A 19,399-nucleotide genomic window follows, 5' to 3' on the forward strand; every position below is an offset into this window, starting at 1 on the left:
TTGGGTTTTAGGCATTATCCTTTTTCTTGCTTCAGGCCAGACAGACTCTTTAATTGACATCTGTGTGGCTTTGCTAAAAACTACTAGCAAAATAACTCTTATCTTCCTCACAGGTGCATAACACTTTACCTACGTGTCTGCACCCGATCTATTAATCAGTTACAAACACTCGTGAAAAAAATAAAAGTAATAGTAAGTATTCAATTGTACAAGCTTATTAGAATTAATCATAATTAAAATCCCCTTAAAATTGAATAAGTAAAATATAGCTTACTTAACAATTACTGTCAACCATTTTACATGATTTTCAAATATTATTTTAATTTATATTTTCGGATTTTAGTTTTAATAACAATATACTTTTTGTTTTTTATGAATATATTCGTTTTTAAAAGCATATATATTCATAAAATGGCTTTTTTGAGCTTTTTTTTAAATATTATTGCATTTTAAGTATATTGGTGTTAAAGTTTAATCAATCAAAGATAATCAAAAATCAGGAGGACTATAAAATGGATAAAGAAAAAGTTGTTTTAGCATATTCAGGTGGCCTTGATACTTCCGTCGCAATTGCATGGTTGAAAGACAAAGGCTATGATGTCATCGCTTGCTGTATTGATGTCGGTGAAGGCAAGGATTTAGTTAAAATTAAGCAAAAGGGATTCGAAGTCGGCGCAATCGAGTCAATCACAATTGATGCAAAAGAAGAATTTGCACAAGAATATGCCTTAATTGCACTTCAAGGACATACCTATTATGAGAACAAGTATCCATTAATATCCGCACTTTCTCGTCCTCTGATTGTTAAAAAACTAGTATCTGTTGCTAAAGAATATGGGGCAACTGCAATTGCTCATGGTTGCACTGGTAAAGGTAACGACCAAGTCCGTTTTGAGGTTGGAATCCATGCACTTGCACCAGAAATGAAAATCGAAGATCCAATTAGAGAATGGCACTGGTCTCGTGAAGAAGAAATTCAGTATGCTGAAGATAATAAGATCCCTGTTCCTATTAATAAAAAAAGTCCCTATTCGATTGATGAAAACTTATGGGGCAGAGCAAATGAGTGTGGAATATTAGAAGATCCTTGGGCTAGTGCACCAGAAGATGCTTACGACCGGACAGTTGCTTTAGAAGATGCTCCAGATACTGCAACCACGATTGAAATTACGTTTGAAAATGGTGTTCCCACAGAACTAGATGGTAAATTCTATCCACTTTCAGAATTAATCATGAATCTAGATAAGATTGCTGGAGCACACGGAATTGGAAGAATCGATCATATTGAAAATCGTCTGGTAGGTATCAAGTCTCGTGAAGTTTATGAATGCCCAGCTGCGACAGTCTTGCTGAAAGCTCATAAGGACCTAGAAGACTTGACTTCAGAGCGTGATCTTGCCCATTTTAAACCAGTTATTGAACAAAAATTGAGTGAAATTATCTATAATGGGTTATGGTTCTCGCCGATTATGCCTGCTCTAACTGCTTTCCTAAAAGAATCACAAAAAAATGTTTCAGGCACGGTTCGAGTTAAATTATTCAAAGGAAATGCAATTTGCATGGGGCGTAAATCACCAAATTCCCTTTATGATAAAAATCTTGCAACATATACTTCTGCTGATGAATTTGATCAAGCTGCTGCTGCTGGTTTCATCAAATTATGGGGACTACCCTCTCAAGTATATGCACAAGTACAGCAAAAAAATGAAGAAACTGAAATATCAGCAATTCCTAGCGAGGTTAAGTAATTATGGCAAACGGTAAACTTTGGGGTGGACGTTTTTCAAATCAAAGTGCTGCTTGGATAGATGAATTTGGAGCTTCAATCAGCTTTGATCAAGAAATGGCACATGAAGATCTTGCAGGCTCTATCGCGCATGCGCAGATGCTCAAGAAAACCGGGATCATCCCTGCAGAAGATGCTGCTAAAATAATAGCTGGTCTGCAGGATCTTCAAGCAGATTTGCAAAATAATCAGCTTGAATTCAAGACCTCTTTGGAAGATATTCATATGAATATTGAGACTATTTTGACAGCAAAGATTGGTCCAGTTGCTGGTAAGTTGCATACCGCCAGAAGTCGTAACGACCAAGTTGCCACTGACTTGCATCTCTACTTAAAAAACCGGCTGCCAGAGATTATCGCCGTGCTCCATGACTTGCAAGTCGTTTTGGTAAAAAAAGCTGCTGCAAATGTTGAAACAATTATGCCTGGATATACGCACCTTCAACATGCACAACCCATCTCTTATGCTCATTATTTGCTTGCTTATTATGAGATGTTGCAGCGTGATATCGAACGTTTTGAATTTAATATCAAGCATACTGATATTAATCCGCTTGGTGCAGCCGCTTTAGCAGGGACTACCTTCCCAATCGATCGTGCTTATACTACTGAACTTTTGGATTTTAGTGTACCTTATTCGAATTCACTTGATGCCGTTTCCGACCGAGACTTTGTTTTAGAATTCCTAAGTAACGCTTCAATCCTAATGGTTCATCTGTCACGCTTTTGCGAAGAAATCATTCTCTGGTGCAGTTATGAATTTGGCTATCTAGAACTAGACGATAGTTACTCTACTGGTAGCTCAATCATGCCACAGAAGAAGAATCCCGATATGGCAGAACTTATTCGTGGAAAAAGTGGGCGTGTCTTTGGCCATCTTCAATCTCTTCTAACAACAATGAAGGGCATTCCTCTTGCTTACAACAAAGATATGCAAGAAGATAAAGAAGGTGTTTTTGATACTGTCAAGACACTTATTCCAAGTATTAAAATATTCACTGGAATGATTGAAACGCTTAAAATCAAGCAAGATAAAATGCTGCACGCAACAGAAAGAGATTTTTCAAATGCAACGGAACTTGCAGACTATCTTGCTAGCAAAGGGATGCCTTTCCGCCAAGCACATGGAATTGTTGGCGAATTAGTCTTAGCAGGAATTCAATCTAATAGAACTTTACAGGAGATTCCGTTTGCAAAACTCAAACAGATTTCGCCATTAATTGAAAAAGATCTCTACGATAAGTTAACTTCAAAACAGGCGGTTTCTCGGAGAAATTCATTTGGCGGAACAGGTTTTGCACAAGTAAAAGAACAGGTTGCACTTGCTGCTGAAAAGCTGAATATCACTCTTTAGATACTGTCGACAGTAGACTGGAATTTTATCAGCTTATCCCGTTTTCTCTTCCTACATTTAAGTAAAAATTTTGACTATGTTATAATAAAAGCAAAATAGAGAAACTGAATCAAAATTTAACTTTTGACTCAGTTCCTCTATTTATTTCGTACAAATATGTTTTATAAGTCAAAACTCTCCGTCTAACCTCGAATTAGTACTCAAATTTTCCCGACTTATGGCACACACCTTATTTGCTTTTGCACATATTTTTACTAAATATTTTAATTTGTTAAACAACTATGTATAATTAGAGTGTATTGATTTGGGGGAGTATCTAAAATGAAAAAAAAGATTTGGTTCATATTACCACTTGTCATCCTGTTAATTGCAGTGTTCGTAGCACCAATCGTTCAGAAAAAAGATTCATGTCAAAAAAACGTAGTAACTAAACATACTGCATCAGCTAAGCAACTAGTTACTACTAGGAAAAAAGCTAAATCTGCTAAGTTAAAGCATGCTGATCCTACTGCGCACTGGACTTCACTTACTAGTCCCGTAAAAATTCCGATTTTGATGTATCACAGTATCTCAGATAAACCAGGAAATTCACTCTGTATCCCACCAGAACAATTTGCCAATCAAATAAAGTGGTTAAAACAAAATCACTATTACATGCTGACACCCACTCAAGCCTACCTTGTCCTCAAGACAAATAAGGTTCCATCAAAAAAGATTGTCTGGGTGACTTTAGATGATGGCTACTTAAATAATTACACTGCGGTTTATCCCGTAATTAAACAGCTAAATTCCAAAGTCACAATCAATATGATAACTGGCTTTTCACAAAATCAGGGAATGCTTACATTGCAAGATTTAAAAACAATGAAAAAAAGTGGCCTCGTCACCATATCAAGCCATACTGTTCATCATGAAGAATTAAACACACTCACCGCTGAACAGCAAAAACAAGAATTAGTTGCATCCAAAGCTTGGCTTGATAGCAACCTTAAGCAAAATACAAATATGATTTGCTATCCCGTTGGCCGCTACAACGACGCCACAGCTATATTGGCTTCTCAAGCAGGTTACAAACTTGGCTTGACAACAACACCAGGTTTTGCCTCAGCTTCACAGGGACTCTTTGCTCTGCACAGATTACGCGTCACTCCTGGCATGTCTAATTATTCTTTTTCACATCTTGCATCCACTTATTAGTCTAAATTACAAGGGCGAACTAGGTAAACTTCATCGCAGAATCCTCTGAGACTATTATAAACATGCTGTGCTCTTGATTTCTTTGAGCATAACCCAAAAACGGTTGGTCCACTCCCTGTCATTTGAGCTGCTTCCGCGCCAAAAGCAATCATTTTGGCCTTTATTTTTGCAACCTCAGGAAGCTCCGCAATAGTTAACCCTTCTAAAGTATTCCCCATGGCTTTAAAAAGCCTTGTGGGATTTTTTTCCCTAATTGCTTCAACAACCTCATCCACATTTTGATGGGAAAGTTCTGCATATGATATTTTTTTCAAAATTGTGGGTGTTGACACACTGGCACGCGGCTTTGCGATAACAATCCACATTGGTGTTAATTCTCCCAGTGGGGTTATTATTTCCCCTCTGCCGGTTACCAATGCAGTTTCACTAAATACACAGAAAGGAACATCTGAATCAATTGTTAGTCCGATTTTTGCCATTTCTATTCGTGTTAAGTTCAGTCGCCACATCTTATTTAAGCCCCGTAAGACGGCTGCTGCATCTGCAGAGCCCCCTCCCATTCCAGCCGCAACTGGAATATTTTTCTTTATCTTGATTCGCACTCCTTGATGACCTGCAAATAATTGCTGCATCTTCTTAGCGGCCTGGTATGCTAAATTTCGCTGATCCTGTGGTAAAAATCCTGCATCCGTTTCTACCTGTATGCCTAGTATGTCGCCAGCGGATTCAATCTTGACATAATCAGCCAAATCTACTGCAGTCATGACCATGCGCCACTCTGGACTGCCATCAAGATTACGAAATGGAGTATCCAAAGATAAGTTAATCTTGGCTGGTGCCTTTTCAATTATCTCCATCTTGTCACCTACTCAAATGTTTTAATTCCATTATACTTAAAAATAATGTATCTTGAAAAGCTTTTTTTGCATAAAAAAAAGCCTTGTAATAATCCACAGGCTTGATTCTTAAATCCAAACTTAAGTTATATATTAAACTCCTTCACTAAAATCAAGTTCAATATTTTTTGTGAGGACGTCCGTATAACTATAAGAAACTCTTTCAAAAGCATTTTCTTCTTGATTTAAGTCGACTACGAAAACTGCCGGATAAGTCTCACGTAATATCCCGTGGCGCCTTACCGTTTTCTTTCTACCAGTCTGTGCGACAACAGTTAAGTTCTCTCCGATACAACTATCAAGCTTACTTTTGATTGTAGCTAATGTTAATGGCATTGTCTTCACCTCTCCTGTGAAACAAATTATATCATAGTTTCACAAAAATTGCAATTATACCACAACACATATAATAATTTCAATTAAAAAAACATTATTTTTCAATAATTTTAGCTTCAGATAATTTATTCGTAAGCAAAATAAATTCATCAATACTAAGTCTTTCTGCTCTAATTTGCGGTGAAATCTGCAAATCGGATAAAACCTGCTGCATTTTTTCCTTGATTACAGGTTCTTTCCCATAAATTCCTTGCAGATTATTCCACAGACTCTTACGGCGATGTGCAAAACAACCTTTAACAAGTGCAAAGAACTGTTCCTCTGAATATGGCTTCAGATACTTCTCTTGCAATGGTGTCAGGACAACAATTGCGGAATCAACATTCGGTTGCGGCACAAAAACTGTTCTTGGGACTATAAATGCCGTTTTACACTCCATTTGATACTGAACCCGAGTTGTTAGTGCACCATAATCCTTAGTACCAGGCTGTGCACTTAGGCGATCAGCTACTTCTTTTTGCATCATCACTACAATTGCTGCGAAATTAATTTTTGTAGCCAACAGATGCATGATTATCGGACTAGTAATGTAGTACGGTAAATTGGCAACAACTTTAATTGAATGTTTTCCATCAAAATTATTCTTAATTACTTCTTCTAAGTTCGCTTTCAAAATATCTTGCAAGACAATCTTTACATTATCATATTGGCCTAGTGTCTCAGCTAATACCGATATCAATCGTTCATCAATTTCAAGTGCCAAGACTTGATGAGCTGACTTAGCTATCTGCTCAGTCAACGCACCTATTCCAGGACCAATTTCAATCACATCATCGTCTGCTGAAACATTTCCGGCCGCGACAATCTTATGCAGAATATTAATATCTGTTAGAAAGTTCTGTCCCAAACTCTTTTTGAAGTTAAGGCCATAAGTTTCCATAATTGCACGAGTACGCACTGGCGAAGCAATCTCTGGATTTTCATTTTTCATTTTGTCCATCCCCCATTTCGTCTAATGCATCCTTAAGCTGTCTTGGTGTAATTTGAAACAAGTTAAGTCGATTATATAATTGTTTACCATTTGTATATCCGATTTTCAAAGTTTCTCCCAGTAATGCTCTTTTCTTTTTGGCAGTCGAACCAGCTAATAATCCAAGATCCCATAAATCTTCCCTCGTAATTAATGGTTCAGAATCAGGAACCTCTGTGTACAAATTAGCTAAGGCCTCCCTAATTACCGCAACAGACGCATGTTCTACACCCAGACTTCCCTTTGCACTAGGTGCTGCATCCTTTTTATTCAGGAAAGCATGCTTAACACCAGGAACCTCACGTGTAATAATATTACGGATCTTTTCACCTGAGAAATCAGGGTCGGTAAAAACAATCACCCCTCTGCTTTCTTGCAGCTGTGCGATTTGTTCAATTGTTTCATCACTAATTGCAGAGCCGCGTGTTTCAAGCGTATCTGCATTGACAGCCATTTTGATGCGCTTTGTGTCATCTTTGCCTTCAACAACTAAAACTTCTTTTATTTTTTTCATCTTATACCTAAAATCTCCATTGTATTTTGATACGTCTGCTTTGCCAGAATGCCTGCCTCAATTCCTTTAAGCTGTGCCAAATACTCGACAGTATATCTTACATATCCCGGTTCATTTCGCATTCCTCTGAAAGGAACAGGTGCCAAATACGGTGCATCAGTTTCTACCAAGATCCGATTCAATGGCGTCACCATGAAAGCTTCGCGTACCTCTGCTGCGTTCTTAAATGTGCTAACGCCACTATACGAGAGCTTCATTCCTAAGTCTAAAAACTTCTTAGCCCAGATTGCATCACCATTAAAACTATGCATAATTCCACCAATTGAAGCGACATCCTCATCTTTTAAAATCTGATAAACATCACCAAAAGCATCTCGATTATGAATTGTAACTGGAACATTGAGTTCATGTGCTAGGCGCACTTGCGTACGAAATACATCCTGTTGCTGTTGATGATCAACAGTACAGTGATAGTCAAGTCCAATTTCTCCCAGTACATTCAACTTATCCATCCTGAGATCTTCTTTAATTTGATTAATATATGCTTCATCAAATTTTGCTGCATCTTCTGGATGACATCCGACAGCCCCATAAATTTGTGGGAAAGTCTTGATTAACATTTTTAGCTTTTCTGTACTATTTTTATCATACCCAACAACTAACATTGCTGTGACGTCTAAAGCTGCTGCTCTTTCAATAACATCCGGAATATCATTATCAAACTGTGGCGCGTTTATATGTGTATGTGAATCGAATATTTCCATACTTTCTCCTTTACCAACAAAAAGAAGTCAATCTCACAAAAAATGCGAAAAAGACTCCATTTATGTTTCTAACCAATTAATGAACCATTAGGAATCGCCTCAGAAATAGTTAAAAGTTCAACTTTATCGCCATATTCAGCAGATAACAACATCCCTTGACTCAATTCTCCGCGCATTTTGCGTGGCTGCAGATTAGCAACAATTATAACTTTCTTGCCAACCAATTCTTCTGGTTTGGAATACCACTTAGCAATCCCCGAGAGAATTTGTCTAGGCGCCTGATCACCTGCATCAAGGCTGAATTTAAGTAACTTATCTGCCCCTTCGACATGTGAAACAGCTAAAATCTCAGCTGCTTTGAGCTCAACCTTATCAAATTTATCAAACCGAATTTCTTTCTTTGTTAAATTTAATTCAGGCTTCTCTAAGACATTTTTATCGTCTTCTTGCTTTTGTTTTGCAGCCTCTGCCATTGCTTTTCTACCCTTTGCTTTTTCATTTTTAGTCATTTTGGATTGAATATATGCCACTTCTTCTTCAACATCTAAGCGTGGAAAAATCGGAGTTGCTTTTTTAACAACTCTGGCACCACTTGGTAAATCGGTATAGGAGATATCCTTGATTTCCATATTATTGTGCATCAATCCAAGTTGAGCAAAAATTTCTTTCGGAGCATGTGTTAAAACCGGCTGTAATAAAATAGCGATTATTCTCAAACTAGCTACTAAATGAGCTAATACACTATCTAACTCGTTCTTACACGCTTGATCCTTTGCCAACACCCAAGGCTCGGTCTCGTCAATATACTTATTAGTTCGACTAATAAGTGTCCATACTTCTGCCAAGGCATTCGAGAAATGAACTTCATCCATTTCTTTTTGATAATTTGCAATCATCTGTGTTGCAACTTTTTCTAAGTCTTCATCGAAAGAAGTAACATTGGATCTCAATTCAGGTACAGCTCCATCATCGTATTTATTAATCATTGCAACGGTTCTGTTCAGCAAGTTTCCCAAATCATTTGCCAGATCAAAGTTGATTTTATTCACAAAGTCTTCTGGCGTAAACACTCCATCATTGCCAAACGGTACAGCACGCATCAAATAATAGCGTAGTGCATCCAAACCGTAACGTTCAACCAGCATTTCTGGGTAAACAACATTACCTTTCGACTTAGACATCTTACCATCTTTCATTAATAACCAGCCATGTCCTATCACATGCTTTGGCAATGGTAAATCAAGTGCCATCAAAATGATTGGCCAATAGATTGTATGGAAACGCACAATTTCCTTACCCACCATATGAATATCGGCAGGCCAAAACTTGTTAAATAACTCTTGATTTTCAGTTCCATAACCAAGAGCAGTAATATAGTTACAAAGTGCATCAATCCAAACATAAACAACATGTTTTGGATCACTAGGAACTTTTACTCCCCAGTTAAATGTCGTTCGTGTAATTGCTAAATCTTCCAATCCCGGTTTAATAAAATTATTCAGCATCTCATTTTTTCGCGAAGTTGGGATAATAAAATCAGGGTGTTCATCATAATACTTAACCAAGCGGTCGGCATATTTGCTCATCTTGAAGAAATAACATGCCTCTTTAACGAGTTCAACTTCATGCCCAGACGGTGCTTTGCCGCCAATAACATCCCCAGCTTCATTACGATAAACCTCTGCTAGCTGAGATTCAGTAAAGTATTCCTCATCGGAAACTGAATACCAACCAACGTACTCACCCAAATAAATATCGCCTTTTTCCAAAAGTTTCATAAAAATCTTTTGAATTGCTGACTCATGATAGTCATCTGTTGTTCGAATAAATTTATCATTTGAAATTTCAAGTAATTTCCAAAGCTTTTTAATCTGCGCCGCCATCTCATCAACGTAAGCCTTTGGTGTGACTCCAAGTTCTTCAGCCTTTTGTTCAATTTTAAGTCCATGTTCATCTGTTCCTGTTAAGAAGAAGACATCATAATCTTGTAGTCTCTTGTATCGTGCCATTACATCACATGCAATTGTAGTATAAGAGTTGCCGATATGCAGCTTCCCTGATGGATAGTAGATTGGTGTTGTAATATAGAAGCTTTCTCTTGTGCCCATTAATTCAAATCCTTTCGTACGGTCTCACAGTAATTATGACCTATTTCCCCATTTTAAATTGATTGTTAATTATTATAAGTATATCATATTTAATGATATCAAATTTAAAAAATTAAAAATTAACGTTTTAGATATGGAAATTCAAACTTATCAAAAAAGGCCTCAACTTTCATTCCATATAAATCTTTGAAAAACTTATCCGAATCCACAGTGGGAGCGGTAATTACAAACGAGTTTTGCCCATTATACATTCCTAAACCTATATATGCTGGTTTGTCCTGATACACATCATGCATTTGTGAATTTTTAACATTAAAAACCTGGCGAACTTCTAATTTTAACTGTCGTTCACTGATTACGGGTGTCAAAGTGACAAATTCACGTAGATTCATTCCCATCAAGCCAAGATCATCCAAACATTCATCAAACTGTGTAAACACACGAATTATTGCACGATGAAGGCCTTGGACCCCAGCCAAACCTTTTTTTGTTGCTACCTCAAATAATTGTTTTGCCGCACGATAAGCACGTGGATAATCTCGTTCAAAAACATCTGCAACCTTTTGAACTTCTTTTCCAAAAAAGACGAGCGCATCAAATAACTGTACTATTCTTAAAACCATCACATCGTCTATTTCAGCCTCTGGTTCCGGTTCAAGTGTCTCTGTAATTCCCTTCAAGTACAAATCTTGAATCTCTTCGGTGAAAAGCCCCATTTGCCGTTGCATATCATATACATCAAAGTGTAAAACCGTATTGTATAATTCAAACCCAGTCGCGAGAAAATTATTGTCTAAGTTCCGATTCTTAGTAGTCAGGTTAAAAATAATCTCTGGTACATTATTAATTCTAACAAGCAGATGTAACAACTCGTGAGTAAGTGTGTAATCAGGACAAGTGATGTCATCTATTTCGATTATTAGATTTCCTCCACTCAAATATTGTTGGGCTTGATCATGTCTGATAAACCCCGCTTTCTCGTCCTTATAGATAATTTTAATCTCATTTGGAAAGCCAGTTCTCGCTTTTTTTAATAACTCTTTTGTCTGTTCATTCAAGTTAACTTCAGCCATTTTTATCCTTCTTTCGATAATCCGTTAATATTTTCTTGGCACTAGCTATATCTCGTTTATCCGCTTGCAGCATTTTATCAACTAATACAGCTTCTTCTGCCACATTAGCACCTGCTGCTATAACCAATGACTTAAGCTGCAGTCTCATATGACCTTTTTGAATTCCTTCCGACACTAGTGCTAACAAAGCTGCCAGATTTTGTGCTAGTCCTACAGAGACGATAATTTGTTCAAGTTCCCGTGCACTCGTAATCTTCATCAATTTTTGATTCAAGCTAACCAGAGGTACGATTCCAATTGAACCTCCTATAAATCCAACAGGCAGTGGCATCTCTAATTCTCCAACTAAGTAGTCGCCACTTATTTTCCATGTACTCAGGCCTTTGTATTGCCCATTTCTGGCTGCGTATGCGTGTGCGCCACTCTCAATGGCACGCCAATCGTTACCACTTGCCATTACAACTGCATCAATTCCATTCATAATTCCTTTATTATGGGTTGCTGCACGATAAGTATCCAGTTGCGCTACACGACTGGCTTGGACAATTTTTTGTGCAATAATTTCACCTGCAAATCCATTTTTTGATAATAGTTCATACGGAATTTTGCAAGTTGTGCTTGCTAGGCATTCAGTTGCATAATTTGATAAAATCGACATTAGCACTTGTTGCCTTAATACTGCTTCAAGTCTCGCAGCAACAGCTTCTAACATTGTATTAATCATATTAGCACCCATTGCTTCTTGGACATCAATCGCAATATTAAGTACCACTAAATCTTCTGCAAGGATATGCGTCTTCAACCATCGTGTCCCTCCACCACGTTTTTTTAGTGAAGGATGCGCCTGATCAGCCACTACCAAGAGGTCTTTTGTTAATTTCTGAATCTCTATAATCAATTTTGCTGAATCTTCAACACTCTCTAAAATAATCTGTCCAATCATCAATCTTTCACTGGTTTTCGCCAAAAAGCCGCCTGCTTTTGCTATAATCGCTGCTCCATGACTGCTTGCAGCTACTACTGATGGTTCTTCAGTGACCATTGGAACTAGATACCTTTTATTATTTATTAAATAATGGAATGCAATTCCTTCAGGATAGCTATAATCAGTTATATAGTTTTCTATCATCGTATCGCCAAGAGATTTATTGTGGGCAGAATTTTTCAAAATCTGTATTTGTTCTTTTGTCAGTTTTTCATTTTGACTGATATGATTTATACGTTCTTCCCATGACTTTTGATAAAATTTCCCATAATTTTGCATTCCTGATCTCCCTTTATCCTAATATTTTGCACAAAACTTGTTCTTTCATTATATAATAATATCTATCAACACTACAAAGGAGTAACATCTTTTATTATGCATAAAAAAACTTCTATTTCAGTAATTATCATTGGCTTATTGCTCGGTTTATTTTTGCTATTCTTTTTAGTACTTCGTTTTCATGTCACCCAGAGCAACACCCGAGAAAGGTTGACGGTTGCTGTTGTTACTAACTCTGGTGAAAATAAAAAAGTTATGATTTTCAACAAAAAAGTTGGAACCGCACTTGGAAAAAGAATTAATAAAAAGGTGGTCTTCAAAACCGTAACTGCTGCAACTGCAATGCAGAACAAGCAAAAATATGCTGCAATCATTGGACTATACAAAAAAGCACTAAACAAGCAAGAACGAAAGCATGCGTCTGCCTATCTCTATATTCCTAATGAATTAGTATCTCTTAAAAGCAAAGGGCTATCAAACCTAACTGCAACGACAGCAAAAATAGCACTTGTCAAAAATCTTGACTATCCTCAAAGCCTTATTCTTTCAGACATTAAGCTCCATTTTGAGCGCGAATCTTCGGCTGCTGATGCAATCGATTCCGTTATGACAAAAAGAACTAGAGCAGCAATTATCAGCACCATAGACTATACTACACTGACATCCAAAAATATCGCTTATTTGGAAAATCTGAAGACTAACCAAACAACTCCCTCAATTTCTGCTCAAACCTACTATCTTTATCTCAATAAAGATAGTAGTGTAAAAAAGGCCTTTACTGCATTTCAAGAATCACAAGCCCTTGCAAAGCTGTCTTTTAATATTTTAGGACAAGATTATACAAAACAATAATTACTTTATCTCCAGTATGAGTATCAAATAAGACGTTCATTCAAATAATATAATATTAAAATATAAGGAGTTATAAATCGTTAAACTTCAAGGTTAGACAGGAAACCTTGCCTTGTAGAATACATTTATCAAAATTAGTAAAAGGGAGTTTACCATAAGCGGGAAAGTTAGACGAAGAATTTTGACTTATGAAACACGTTTATACGAAATAAATAGAGGAACTGAATCAAAATTTAACTTTTGACCCAGCCCCCTCATGCTGAAGATAATTTTTTACTGTTATCTGCTCAAACAGATGAACTGCAGACTATAATTTCTTCTCGTTGATCATCTCATACAGCAGTCCTTCACGTACTCCACTCTCAGAAAAAATTATCTTCTTACTATTCAAGTGCTCAAACAATACATCAAGTGGCGTCATTCCACCAAGAATTATATCAGAACGTGATTCTTCCATTCCTTTGATATTCAAACGTTCTTCAGTAGAACATTTTAGTAGATTGGTATAAATTTCTTTAAAATCAGCAACAGCCAATTCATAACCATGGATGTTATCTAAGTCCGAATGCCCTTCCTCTGCCCGCTTTATTCGTGCAACGGTCCTATTACATCCTCCTAATAAGACTACCGGCAAGCCTTTTGCCTTGTTCAACCATGGTAATTCGGCAAATAGATTAGCACTAAAGCGCTTGAATGTTTTCAAGCTTTCGTCAGATAAAGTACCCTTTCGACAGAATTGCTCACTTAGACTTACCGCACCATAAGGTAAACTAATAGAATGTATTAAACACCGTTTCTTTACTATGGCAAGTTCCATACTTCCGCCACCCATATCCACAATCAAGAAATCTTTGAGCATCAAAGTTGAAATGACACCTAAATAGTCATAGTAGGACTCATCATTCCCAGATAAAACACGGATTCTTGAACCAGTTAAAGCCAAGATTTCATCAATAAATTCCTGACTATTAGTTGCTTCACGGACTGCTGCTGTTGCAATTGACAATATCTGATAATCCGAATACCCCTGATAGATCCGCTTAAAATTCCTAATTGCTTGAATAGTTCTCTTGATAGCTCCTGCGGATAATTCTTTTCGGCCCTCATTCCCCATTCCCTCAGCAAGTCGCGTTGTTTCCTTCAATCTCTTCACTTCAGCAAATCGATGTTCGTTACCAATTTTTTCCATTTTATTGATTGATAATCGAACTGAATTAGAACCAAAATCAAGAACTACCAAATTTTTCAAACAAATCTCCTCCAACTTCATTCATCATTTGTCAGAACTACTTGAAATAATTAACACCAATTGCGGCTCTAACTTCACTTAAAGTCTGTTCTGCAACCGCATTAGCACGGGCGCTTCCTTCTTTTAGGATATCATACACGGCAGGAATGTCTTTAGCAAATTCTGCACGTCGTTCTCTTATTGGTCCGAATTTTGTCTCCAAAACCTCATTCAAATAACGTTTTATCTTAACGTCCCCTAATCCCCCAGCTTGGTATTCTTGTTTTAATTGTTCAACTTTTTCCTTATCTTTATCAAAGATATCCAAGTACGTGAACACCATATTGCCGTCAATCTTCCCTGGATCCTCCACATGAATATGAGTAGGATCTGTATACATCGACATGACCTTCTTCTTTAAGGTATCTGCATCATCTGAAAGGTAGATACAGTTGTTTAATGACTTGCTCATTTTTGCGTTGCCATCCAATCCAGGCAATCTGCCAGCTCCCTTTTCAGGGAAAACTCCTTCTGGCTCAACAAGGACCTCTTGTCTATAAATGGTATTAAAACTTCTAACAATTTCACGTGCCTGTTCAATCATTGGTTCCTGGTCATCGCCGACTGGCACTAGATTTGCTTTGAAAGCCGTAATATCTGCTGCTTGACTCACTGGATAAACAAAAAAGCCTGCTGGTATGGAGCGCTCAAAATTCTTCTGCTGAATCTCTGCCTTCACGGTAGGATTTCGTTCCAAGCGAGAGACGGTCACTAAGTTGAGATAATAGGTTGTTAATTCAGCTAAAGCAGGAATTTGTGATTGTATAAAAATAGTTGATTTCGCTGGATCAATTCCAACAGCCAAGTAATCAAGCGCGACCTCGATTAATGACTTGCGGATTTTTTCTGGATCACGTGCATTGTCTGTAAGTGCCTGCTGATCTGCAATCATGATAAAAGTATTGTAGTCGCCGGTATTTTGTAGTTTAACACGATTTTTTAATGAGCCGATATAGTGCCCAATATGAAGCTTCCCCGTTGGTCGGTCGCCAGTTAAAATTGTTTTTTTCATTGTCAAATTACTCCTTTCAAAATAAAAAATCCCATTGCTAAAAATAGCAATAGGACGTAATTAAGCGCGGTGCCACCTATCTTGCAGTATAAACTGCCTCTCATTACAACATATTTTATTAATTTTATATTCTCCCAGTCCAATTCGTTTGCTTTTGCATCTCTCAGCTAGATAATGCATCTCTGTTATAATCAAACTACTAACCTGATCATTGAATAGTTTCATTTTACCGCAAAGACTTTACTAAAGTCAAAAGCTTCTTACATTGTTGTCTCGTCTTGTTTGTGATAACATTATTCTCTACTAAAGAACAGAAAAGGAGATTCTATTGGATAAAGAAAGAAATTCCGAACAAAAAAGAGTTGATACCATTGTTGCTAAGATTGAGAGCTCACTCACAAAGACTCATCATGAATATAAAAAAGCACGTGCCGAACGTTCATCTGTTGAAAAAAACTATGTTCAGAATGCTAAGATCAATACTTTTGAAGTTGATGATCAAATGGAGACCAACGCTGAGGTACAGCAGCAAAAACAATTAGTTGCAAAAAATGTGGAAACCGAAAAAATTTTAAATAGACAAATTAGCCTCCTATCTGATTTGCGGAACTCACCTTATTTTGGTCGAATAGATATTCATGAAGATGGTGAGCCCTCTCCTGAAACACTTTATATTGGAACGTCTTCTTTCAATGATGAGCAGGGAAATTTTCTAATTTATGATTGGCGCGCACCTATTTCAAGTATCTACTACAACGGTACACTTGGAACTGTCAGCTATACTACCCCGATGGGCAAACAAAGAGCTCAACTTTTGAAAAAGAGACAGTTTAGAATTCAATCTGGGAAAATCACTAATATGTTCGATACCAACGAGACAGTTGGCGACGAACTTTTGCAGGAAATGCTAGGTGAGCAAAGCGATGAATATATGAATAATATCGTATCCACTATTCAAAAGGAACAAAATGATATCATTCGTGATACTACACACGACTTGTTAATTGTCCAAGGCGTTGCTGGCAGTGGTAAAACTTCTGCAATTTTGCAACGTATTGCATTCCTTCTATACCATAGCCGTGCTGACTTAAGTGCAGAACAAATCGTTTTGTTCTCACCCAATCTGCTGTTCAGTCACTATATTTCAGAGGTACTTCCTAGTTTAGGTGAACGGAATATGCGCCAAGTAACTCTTGCCGAATTCTTTGCCCAACGCTTTGAGGGATTAAAGGTTGAAACTCTTTTTGACAAATTCGAAAAAAAGAGTAAGACCTCTGATAACACTGAAATTACCGTCAAAGAAGATACTGCTTTTATGCATAAAATCAAAGAATATGTAACGAGACTTGATAATTCACATCTTTTCTTTAATGATTTAATTCTTATTGATCAAGTGATTTTTTCAAGCTCCGAAATCAGACTGCTATATTCCAAGCTACCCGTAGCTCAGCCGCATTATTTGCGACACTTTGAACTTAAAAATATCCTTATTAAAGAACTAAAAAAGAAAATAAAGAAGGAACTAAATGCTCAATGGGTACTCAAAAAAATTGATAGCTTAACTGAAGAAGAATATTATTCGCTCCTAGGGGATTATCAAAGAGGCCGTTTTGAAGATATTGAAGCTGAGGTAACTTATCTTAGTAATAAAATTGTTAGCGCTAAGTTTGAACCAATCTACGAAGCAATCTACAATAATTACTTCATAGATATATATCATCAATATAACGACTTTTTGGAAAAAATATTACCAGATGATGTTGGAACATTCAATAATCAATTAGAATATCACCAAATTCGGCTCGCCGACTGTGCCCCGCTCTTATACCTGCGTGATCAAATAACTGGTGAAGGACAAAATCATTCAATTCAGCATCTTTTTATAGATGAAATGCAGGATTATTCGCTTGCGCAGATGTATTATTTGCATGCAGCCTTCCCAAATGCACACCTCACGCTTTTGGGTGATAGCGAACAAGCATTATTTCATGAGATTCAACCACCGCAGGAATTAATGGAATCACTTAGGCAAACAATTAACCCTAAAAAGGCTAGAATGATTGAACTGAATAAAAGCTATCGTTCAACTTTCGAAATTACTTCGTTTATGAAAGCATTACTACCTGATGGTGATAAGATTCAGGCTTTCACACGGTCAGGTTCATTACCAAAACTAGTACTAACCAATGAATCCGATGCTGTTGCAAAACTCTTATCAGAGGCACAATTGCTACTCAAAAAGAATGAAACAGTTGCTATAATTACAAAGGATATTGCAATGTGTAAAACATTATTGAGTTCTTGCAAGGCTAAAGATGCACCAACACTGATTACAAACAACGACCGCTCACTACCTAAGGGTCTTGTTCTCTTACCTATTTACTTAGCAAAAGGACTTGAGTTTGATGCAGTAATTGTTTTTGAGGTTTCCCAGAATAACTTTGCCGCTAATTCTTCTCGTGGAATTCTCTACACTATCTGTTCAAGAGCTATGCATGATTTAGTCTTAATTAGTGTTAAAGGAGTCTCAAATCTAATAACAACTATTCCTAGTGACCTCTTTGCCATTGAACAGGATATTACATTTAAGCAAAAATAGTTCTTTCATTATTATTAATTTAATTTTGCATTTACTTGTATATTCGATCATAAAAAATGCCCCATAATAATTAGATTTTTTGAGATCTAACTATTATGGGGCACTTCATTTGATGTCTGACTTTGAATTTCTCATAGCAAATTACTCACTGTGTTCGTAATTTAGAGTTAGTACTCAAATTTTTTCAACTTATTTCACATCTTAATCCAATTATATCTATCACTCTTCAGGTCTTGCATTTATTAATACGATATAATATACTATTTGAGTTGGTATTTATTGCCACTTTAGCTCAGCAGGTAGAGCACCACCATGGTAAGGTGGGGGTCACCGGTTCAAATCCGGTAAGTGGCTTATGTTTCTATATTTTAAAAGACTGCAATGGTTTGTTACATTAATGAGGTGCAACGATTTTGGAGCACTTCATACCGCAGTCTTTTTTTGTCTCTATTTGTATAGGTAACTTTTTAGAAAATTTATTTACTATTTTGAGAAGAGCTTCTCTTTTTATTATCGCTATGCCTGATATTATTAAATAATAAATATATCAAAAAGAATGGTGGCGTTAATAGAATGAAAACTTCTTTAAATAATAATAACACAATTGAACAAATCTTAAATATTAGAAGTGCTAACAGCAATGAAGATTTTCAAAAATTATTTTTACAATATCGCCCACTTGTTTTGAATTCAATTAATCGCTATCATTTTAGATTTTATGAAATAGACGATTTGTTGCAAGAGGCACGAATTGTTTGCTACCAGACAGTTTTGGCGTACAACATAGGTGGAAAAATTACATTTGGTAAATTTTATCAACAAAGTTTGCTGAATTGCTTTTGCAGTATCTTACGTAAAGAAAGTGCAACAAAACGTCAGGCAGATAAATTTGCTGAATCTTTTGAAAACATCTTAGAAACACAGGGTGAATACTACTCAAAATCTGCAGTCTCTCATATTTCTCCTGAAAATACAACTATTATTAATGAAGCCATCAACCGGCTACCTTCCTTACTTTCAGACTTTGAATATCATGTTTTTTCGTTGCTCTATTTTAAATATCAATCTCCGGAGGCAATTGCTATTTTACTTAAAGAACCACAAAATAAAGTTAATCGGGCGGTCAATCGTTGTAAAAATAAGTTGACTGAAGAGCTTTTTTAATTCTTTATTAAATACGTTTATTCACACAAAAAAAAAGGGGCTGTGCCATAAGTCCTAAGTAAAAGAGCCACATTAGAAAAAATAATAATTTTTCTAGTGTAGCTCTTTTGGTATAATTGAAAATAAAAAAAGCACTGGTTGCAGCCAGCACCTTCAAAAACAA

The 19,399-nt window shown here is 36.6% G+C and carries 16 protein-coding genes and 1 tRNA gene; 7 read left to right on the plus strand and 10 right to left on the minus strand.

The window, feature by feature from the left end:
- The first annotated feature begins 512 nt into the window (after window positions 1-512).
- From FFX44_RS09525 to FFX44_RS09535, 3 genes are all read left to right on the plus strand, one after another.
- Window positions 513-1,748 (plus strand): argininosuccinate synthase, encoded by a 1,236-nt coding sequence (locus FFX44_RS09525; RefSeq protein ID WP_289980380.1) that lies wholly within the window; start codon window positions 513-515, stop codon window positions 1,746-1,748.
- A 2-nt stretch (window positions 1,749-1,750) separates the two neighbouring features.
- Window positions 1,751-3,139: an argininosuccinate lyase gene (argH, locus tag FFX44_RS09530; protein WP_289980382.1), complete on the plus strand. Its 1,389-nt coding sequence runs from the start codon at window positions 1,751-1,753 to the stop codon at window positions 3,137-3,139.
- A 321-nt stretch (window positions 3,140-3,460) separates the two neighbouring features.
- Window positions 3,461-4,336: a polysaccharide deacetylase family protein gene (locus FFX44_RS09535; protein WP_289980383.1), complete on the plus strand. Its 876-nt coding sequence runs from the start codon at window positions 3,461-3,463 to the stop codon at window positions 4,334-4,336.
- Here FFX44_RS09535 and ispE read toward each other — a convergent pair.
- The 8 genes from ispE to FFX44_RS09575 form a co-directional block, all read right to left on the minus strand.
- Window positions 4,333-5,193 (minus strand): 4-(cytidine 5'-diphospho)-2-C-methyl-D-erythritol kinase, encoded by an 861-nt coding sequence (ispE, locus tag FFX44_RS09540; RefSeq protein WP_289980384.1) that lies wholly within the window; start codon window positions 5,191-5,193, stop codon window positions 4,333-4,335. The two genes, FFX44_RS09535 and ispE, sit on opposite strands and share 4 nt — an antisense overlap.
- Before the next feature lie 132 nt (window positions 5,194-5,325).
- Window positions 5,326-5,568: a Veg family protein gene (locus FFX44_RS09545; RefSeq protein ID WP_003687218.1), complete on the minus strand. Its 243-nt coding sequence runs from the start codon at window positions 5,566-5,568 to the stop codon at window positions 5,326-5,328.
- Window positions 5,569-5,662: 94 nt separating this feature from the next.
- On the minus strand, window positions 5,663-6,559 hold the full coding sequence (rsmA, locus tag FFX44_RS09550; RefSeq protein ID WP_289980390.1) for a 16S rRNA (adenine(1518)-N(6)/adenine(1519)-N(6))-dimethyltransferase RsmA: 897 nt from the start codon (window positions 6,557-6,559) through the stop codon (window positions 5,663-5,665).
- Entirely contained in the window at window positions 6,549-7,112 is a 564-nt protein-coding gene (rnmV, locus tag FFX44_RS09555; RefSeq protein WP_289980392.1) for a ribonuclease M5, read from the minus strand. The genes rsmA and rnmV overlap by 11 nt, the downstream gene beginning before the upstream one ends.
- Window positions 7,109-7,876 carry a TatD family hydrolase gene (locus FFX44_RS09560; RefSeq protein ID WP_289980393.1) on the minus strand — a complete coding sequence of 256 codons (768 nt, stop codon included), beginning with the start codon at window positions 7,874-7,876 and terminating at the stop codon, window positions 7,109-7,111. The genes rnmV and FFX44_RS09560 overlap by 4 nt, the downstream gene beginning before the upstream one ends.
- Window positions 7,877-7,944: 68 nt before the next feature.
- Complete coding sequence (metG, locus tag FFX44_RS09565; protein WP_289980395.1) at window positions 7,945-9,984, minus strand: methionine--tRNA ligase; 2,040 nt, start codon at window positions 9,982-9,984, stop codon at window positions 7,945-7,947.
- 119 nt (window positions 9,985-10,103) lie between these two features.
- Window positions 10,104-11,057 carry an IpaB/EvcA family protein gene (locus tag FFX44_RS09570; protein WP_289980397.1) on the minus strand — a complete coding sequence of 318 codons (954 nt, stop codon included), beginning with the start codon at window positions 11,055-11,057 and terminating at the stop codon, window positions 10,104-10,106.
- The gene (locus FFX44_RS09575; RefSeq protein WP_289980400.1) at window positions 11,050-12,321 is read right to left on the minus strand and encodes a hydroxymethylglutaryl-CoA reductase, degradative; all 1,272 of its coding nucleotides are present in this window, start codon (window positions 12,319-12,321) and stop codon (window positions 11,050-11,052) included. The genes FFX44_RS09570 and FFX44_RS09575 overlap by 8 nt, the downstream gene beginning before the upstream one ends.
- A gap of 96 nt (window positions 12,322-12,417) precedes the next feature.
- Between FFX44_RS09575 and FFX44_RS09580 the strand changes: the two genes are divergently transcribed.
- Window positions 12,418-13,173: a hypothetical protein gene (locus tag FFX44_RS09580; protein ID WP_289980401.1), complete on the plus strand. Its 756-nt coding sequence runs from the start codon at window positions 12,418-12,420 to the stop codon at window positions 13,171-13,173.
- 307 nt (window positions 13,174-13,480) lie between these two features.
- On the opposite strand, the gene FFX44_RS09585 is transcribed toward FFX44_RS09580, so the two are convergent.
- Together FFX44_RS09585 and trpS are read right to left on the minus strand one after the other, a co-directional pair.
- Window positions 13,481-14,422 carry a Ppx/GppA phosphatase family protein gene (locus tag FFX44_RS09585; RefSeq protein WP_289980403.1) on the minus strand — a complete coding sequence of 314 codons (942 nt, stop codon included), beginning with the start codon at window positions 14,420-14,422 and terminating at the stop codon, window positions 13,481-13,483.
- A 37-nt stretch (window positions 14,423-14,459) separates the two neighbouring features.
- On the minus strand, window positions 14,460-15,473 hold the full coding sequence (gene trpS / locus FFX44_RS09590; RefSeq protein ID WP_289980404.1) for a tryptophan--tRNA ligase: 1,014 nt from the start codon (window positions 15,471-15,473) through the stop codon (window positions 14,460-14,462).
- Window positions 15,474-15,801: 328 nt separating this feature from the next.
- Between trpS and helD the strand changes: the two genes are divergently transcribed.
- The 3 genes from helD to FFX44_RS09605 all read left to right on the plus strand — a co-directional run bounded on the left by helD (window position 15,802) and on the right by FFX44_RS09605 (window position 19,236).
- On the plus strand, window positions 15,802-18,072 hold the full coding sequence (gene helD / locus FFX44_RS09595) for an RNA polymerase recycling motor HelD (protein WP_289980406.1): 2,271 nt from the start codon (window positions 15,802-15,804) through the stop codon (window positions 18,070-18,072).
- 281 nt (window positions 18,073-18,353) lie between these two features.
- Window positions 18,354-18,426, plus strand: a tRNA-Thr gene (locus FFX44_RS09600).
- A gap of 219 nt (window positions 18,427-18,645) precedes the next feature.
- A complete protein-coding gene (locus FFX44_RS09605; RefSeq protein WP_289980407.1) occupies window positions 18,646-19,236 on the plus strand; it encodes a sigma-70 family RNA polymerase sigma factor in 591 nt (196 codons plus the stop codon).
- Window positions 19,237-19,399: the final 163 nt, after the last annotated feature.

Origin of the sequence: Lactobacillus sp. UCMA15818, from assembly GCF_030400225.1 — a bacterium.
In the GTDB taxonomy this organism is placed as follows: Bacteria; Bacillota; Bacilli; order Lactobacillales; family Lactobacillaceae; genus Liquorilactobacillus.

Bases quoted from the DNA above. Each gene is read 5' to 3' on its own strand.
- FFX44_RS09525 (WP_289980380.1), top strand. From the start codon at position 513: ATGGATAAAGAAAAAGTTGTTTTAGCATATTCAGGTGGCCTTGATACT.
- argH (WP_289980382.1), top strand. From the start codon at position 1,751: ATGGCAAACGGTAAACTTTGGGGTGGACGTTTTTCAAATCAAAGTGCT.
- FFX44_RS09535 (WP_289980383.1), top strand. From the start codon at position 3,461: ATGAAAAAAAAGATTTGGTTCATATTACCACTTGTCATCCTGTTAATT.
- ispE (WP_289980384.1), bottom strand. From the start codon at position 5,193: ATGGAGATAATTGAAAAGGCACCAGCCAAGATTAACTTATCTTTGGAT.
- FFX44_RS09545 (WP_003687218.1), bottom strand. From the start codon at position 5,568: ATGCCATTAACATTAGCTACAATCAAAAGTAAGCTTGATAGTTGTATC.
- rsmA (WP_289980390.1), bottom strand. From the start codon at position 6,559: ATGAAAAATGAAAATCCAGAGATTGCTTCGCCAGTGCGTACTCGTGCA.
- rnmV (WP_289980392.1), bottom strand. From the start codon at position 7,112: ATGAAAAAAATAAAAGAAGTTTTAGTTGTTGAAGGCAAAGATGACACA.
- FFX44_RS09560 (WP_289980393.1), bottom strand. From the start codon at position 7,876: ATGGAAATATTCGATTCACATACACATATAAACGCGCCACAGTTTGAT.
- metG (WP_289980395.1), bottom strand. From the start codon at position 9,984: ATGGGCACAAGAGAAAGCTTCTATATTACAACACCAATCTACTATCCA.
- FFX44_RS09570 (WP_289980397.1), bottom strand. From the start codon at position 11,057: ATGGCTGAAGTTAACTTGAATGAACAGACAAAAGAGTTATTAAAAAAA.
- FFX44_RS09575 (WP_289980400.1), bottom strand. From the start codon at position 12,321: ATGCAAAATTATGGGAAATTTTATCAAAAGTCATGGGAAGAACGTATA.
- FFX44_RS09580 (WP_289980401.1), top strand. From the start codon at position 12,418: ATGCATAAAAAAACTTCTATTTCAGTAATTATCATTGGCTTATTGCTC.
- trpS (WP_289980404.1), bottom strand. From the start codon at position 15,473: ATGAAAAAAACAATTTTAACTGGCGACCGACCAACGGGGAAGCTTCAT.
- FFX44_RS09605 (WP_289980407.1), top strand. From the start codon at position 18,646: ATGAAAACTTCTTTAAATAATAATAACACAATTGAACAAATCTTAAAT.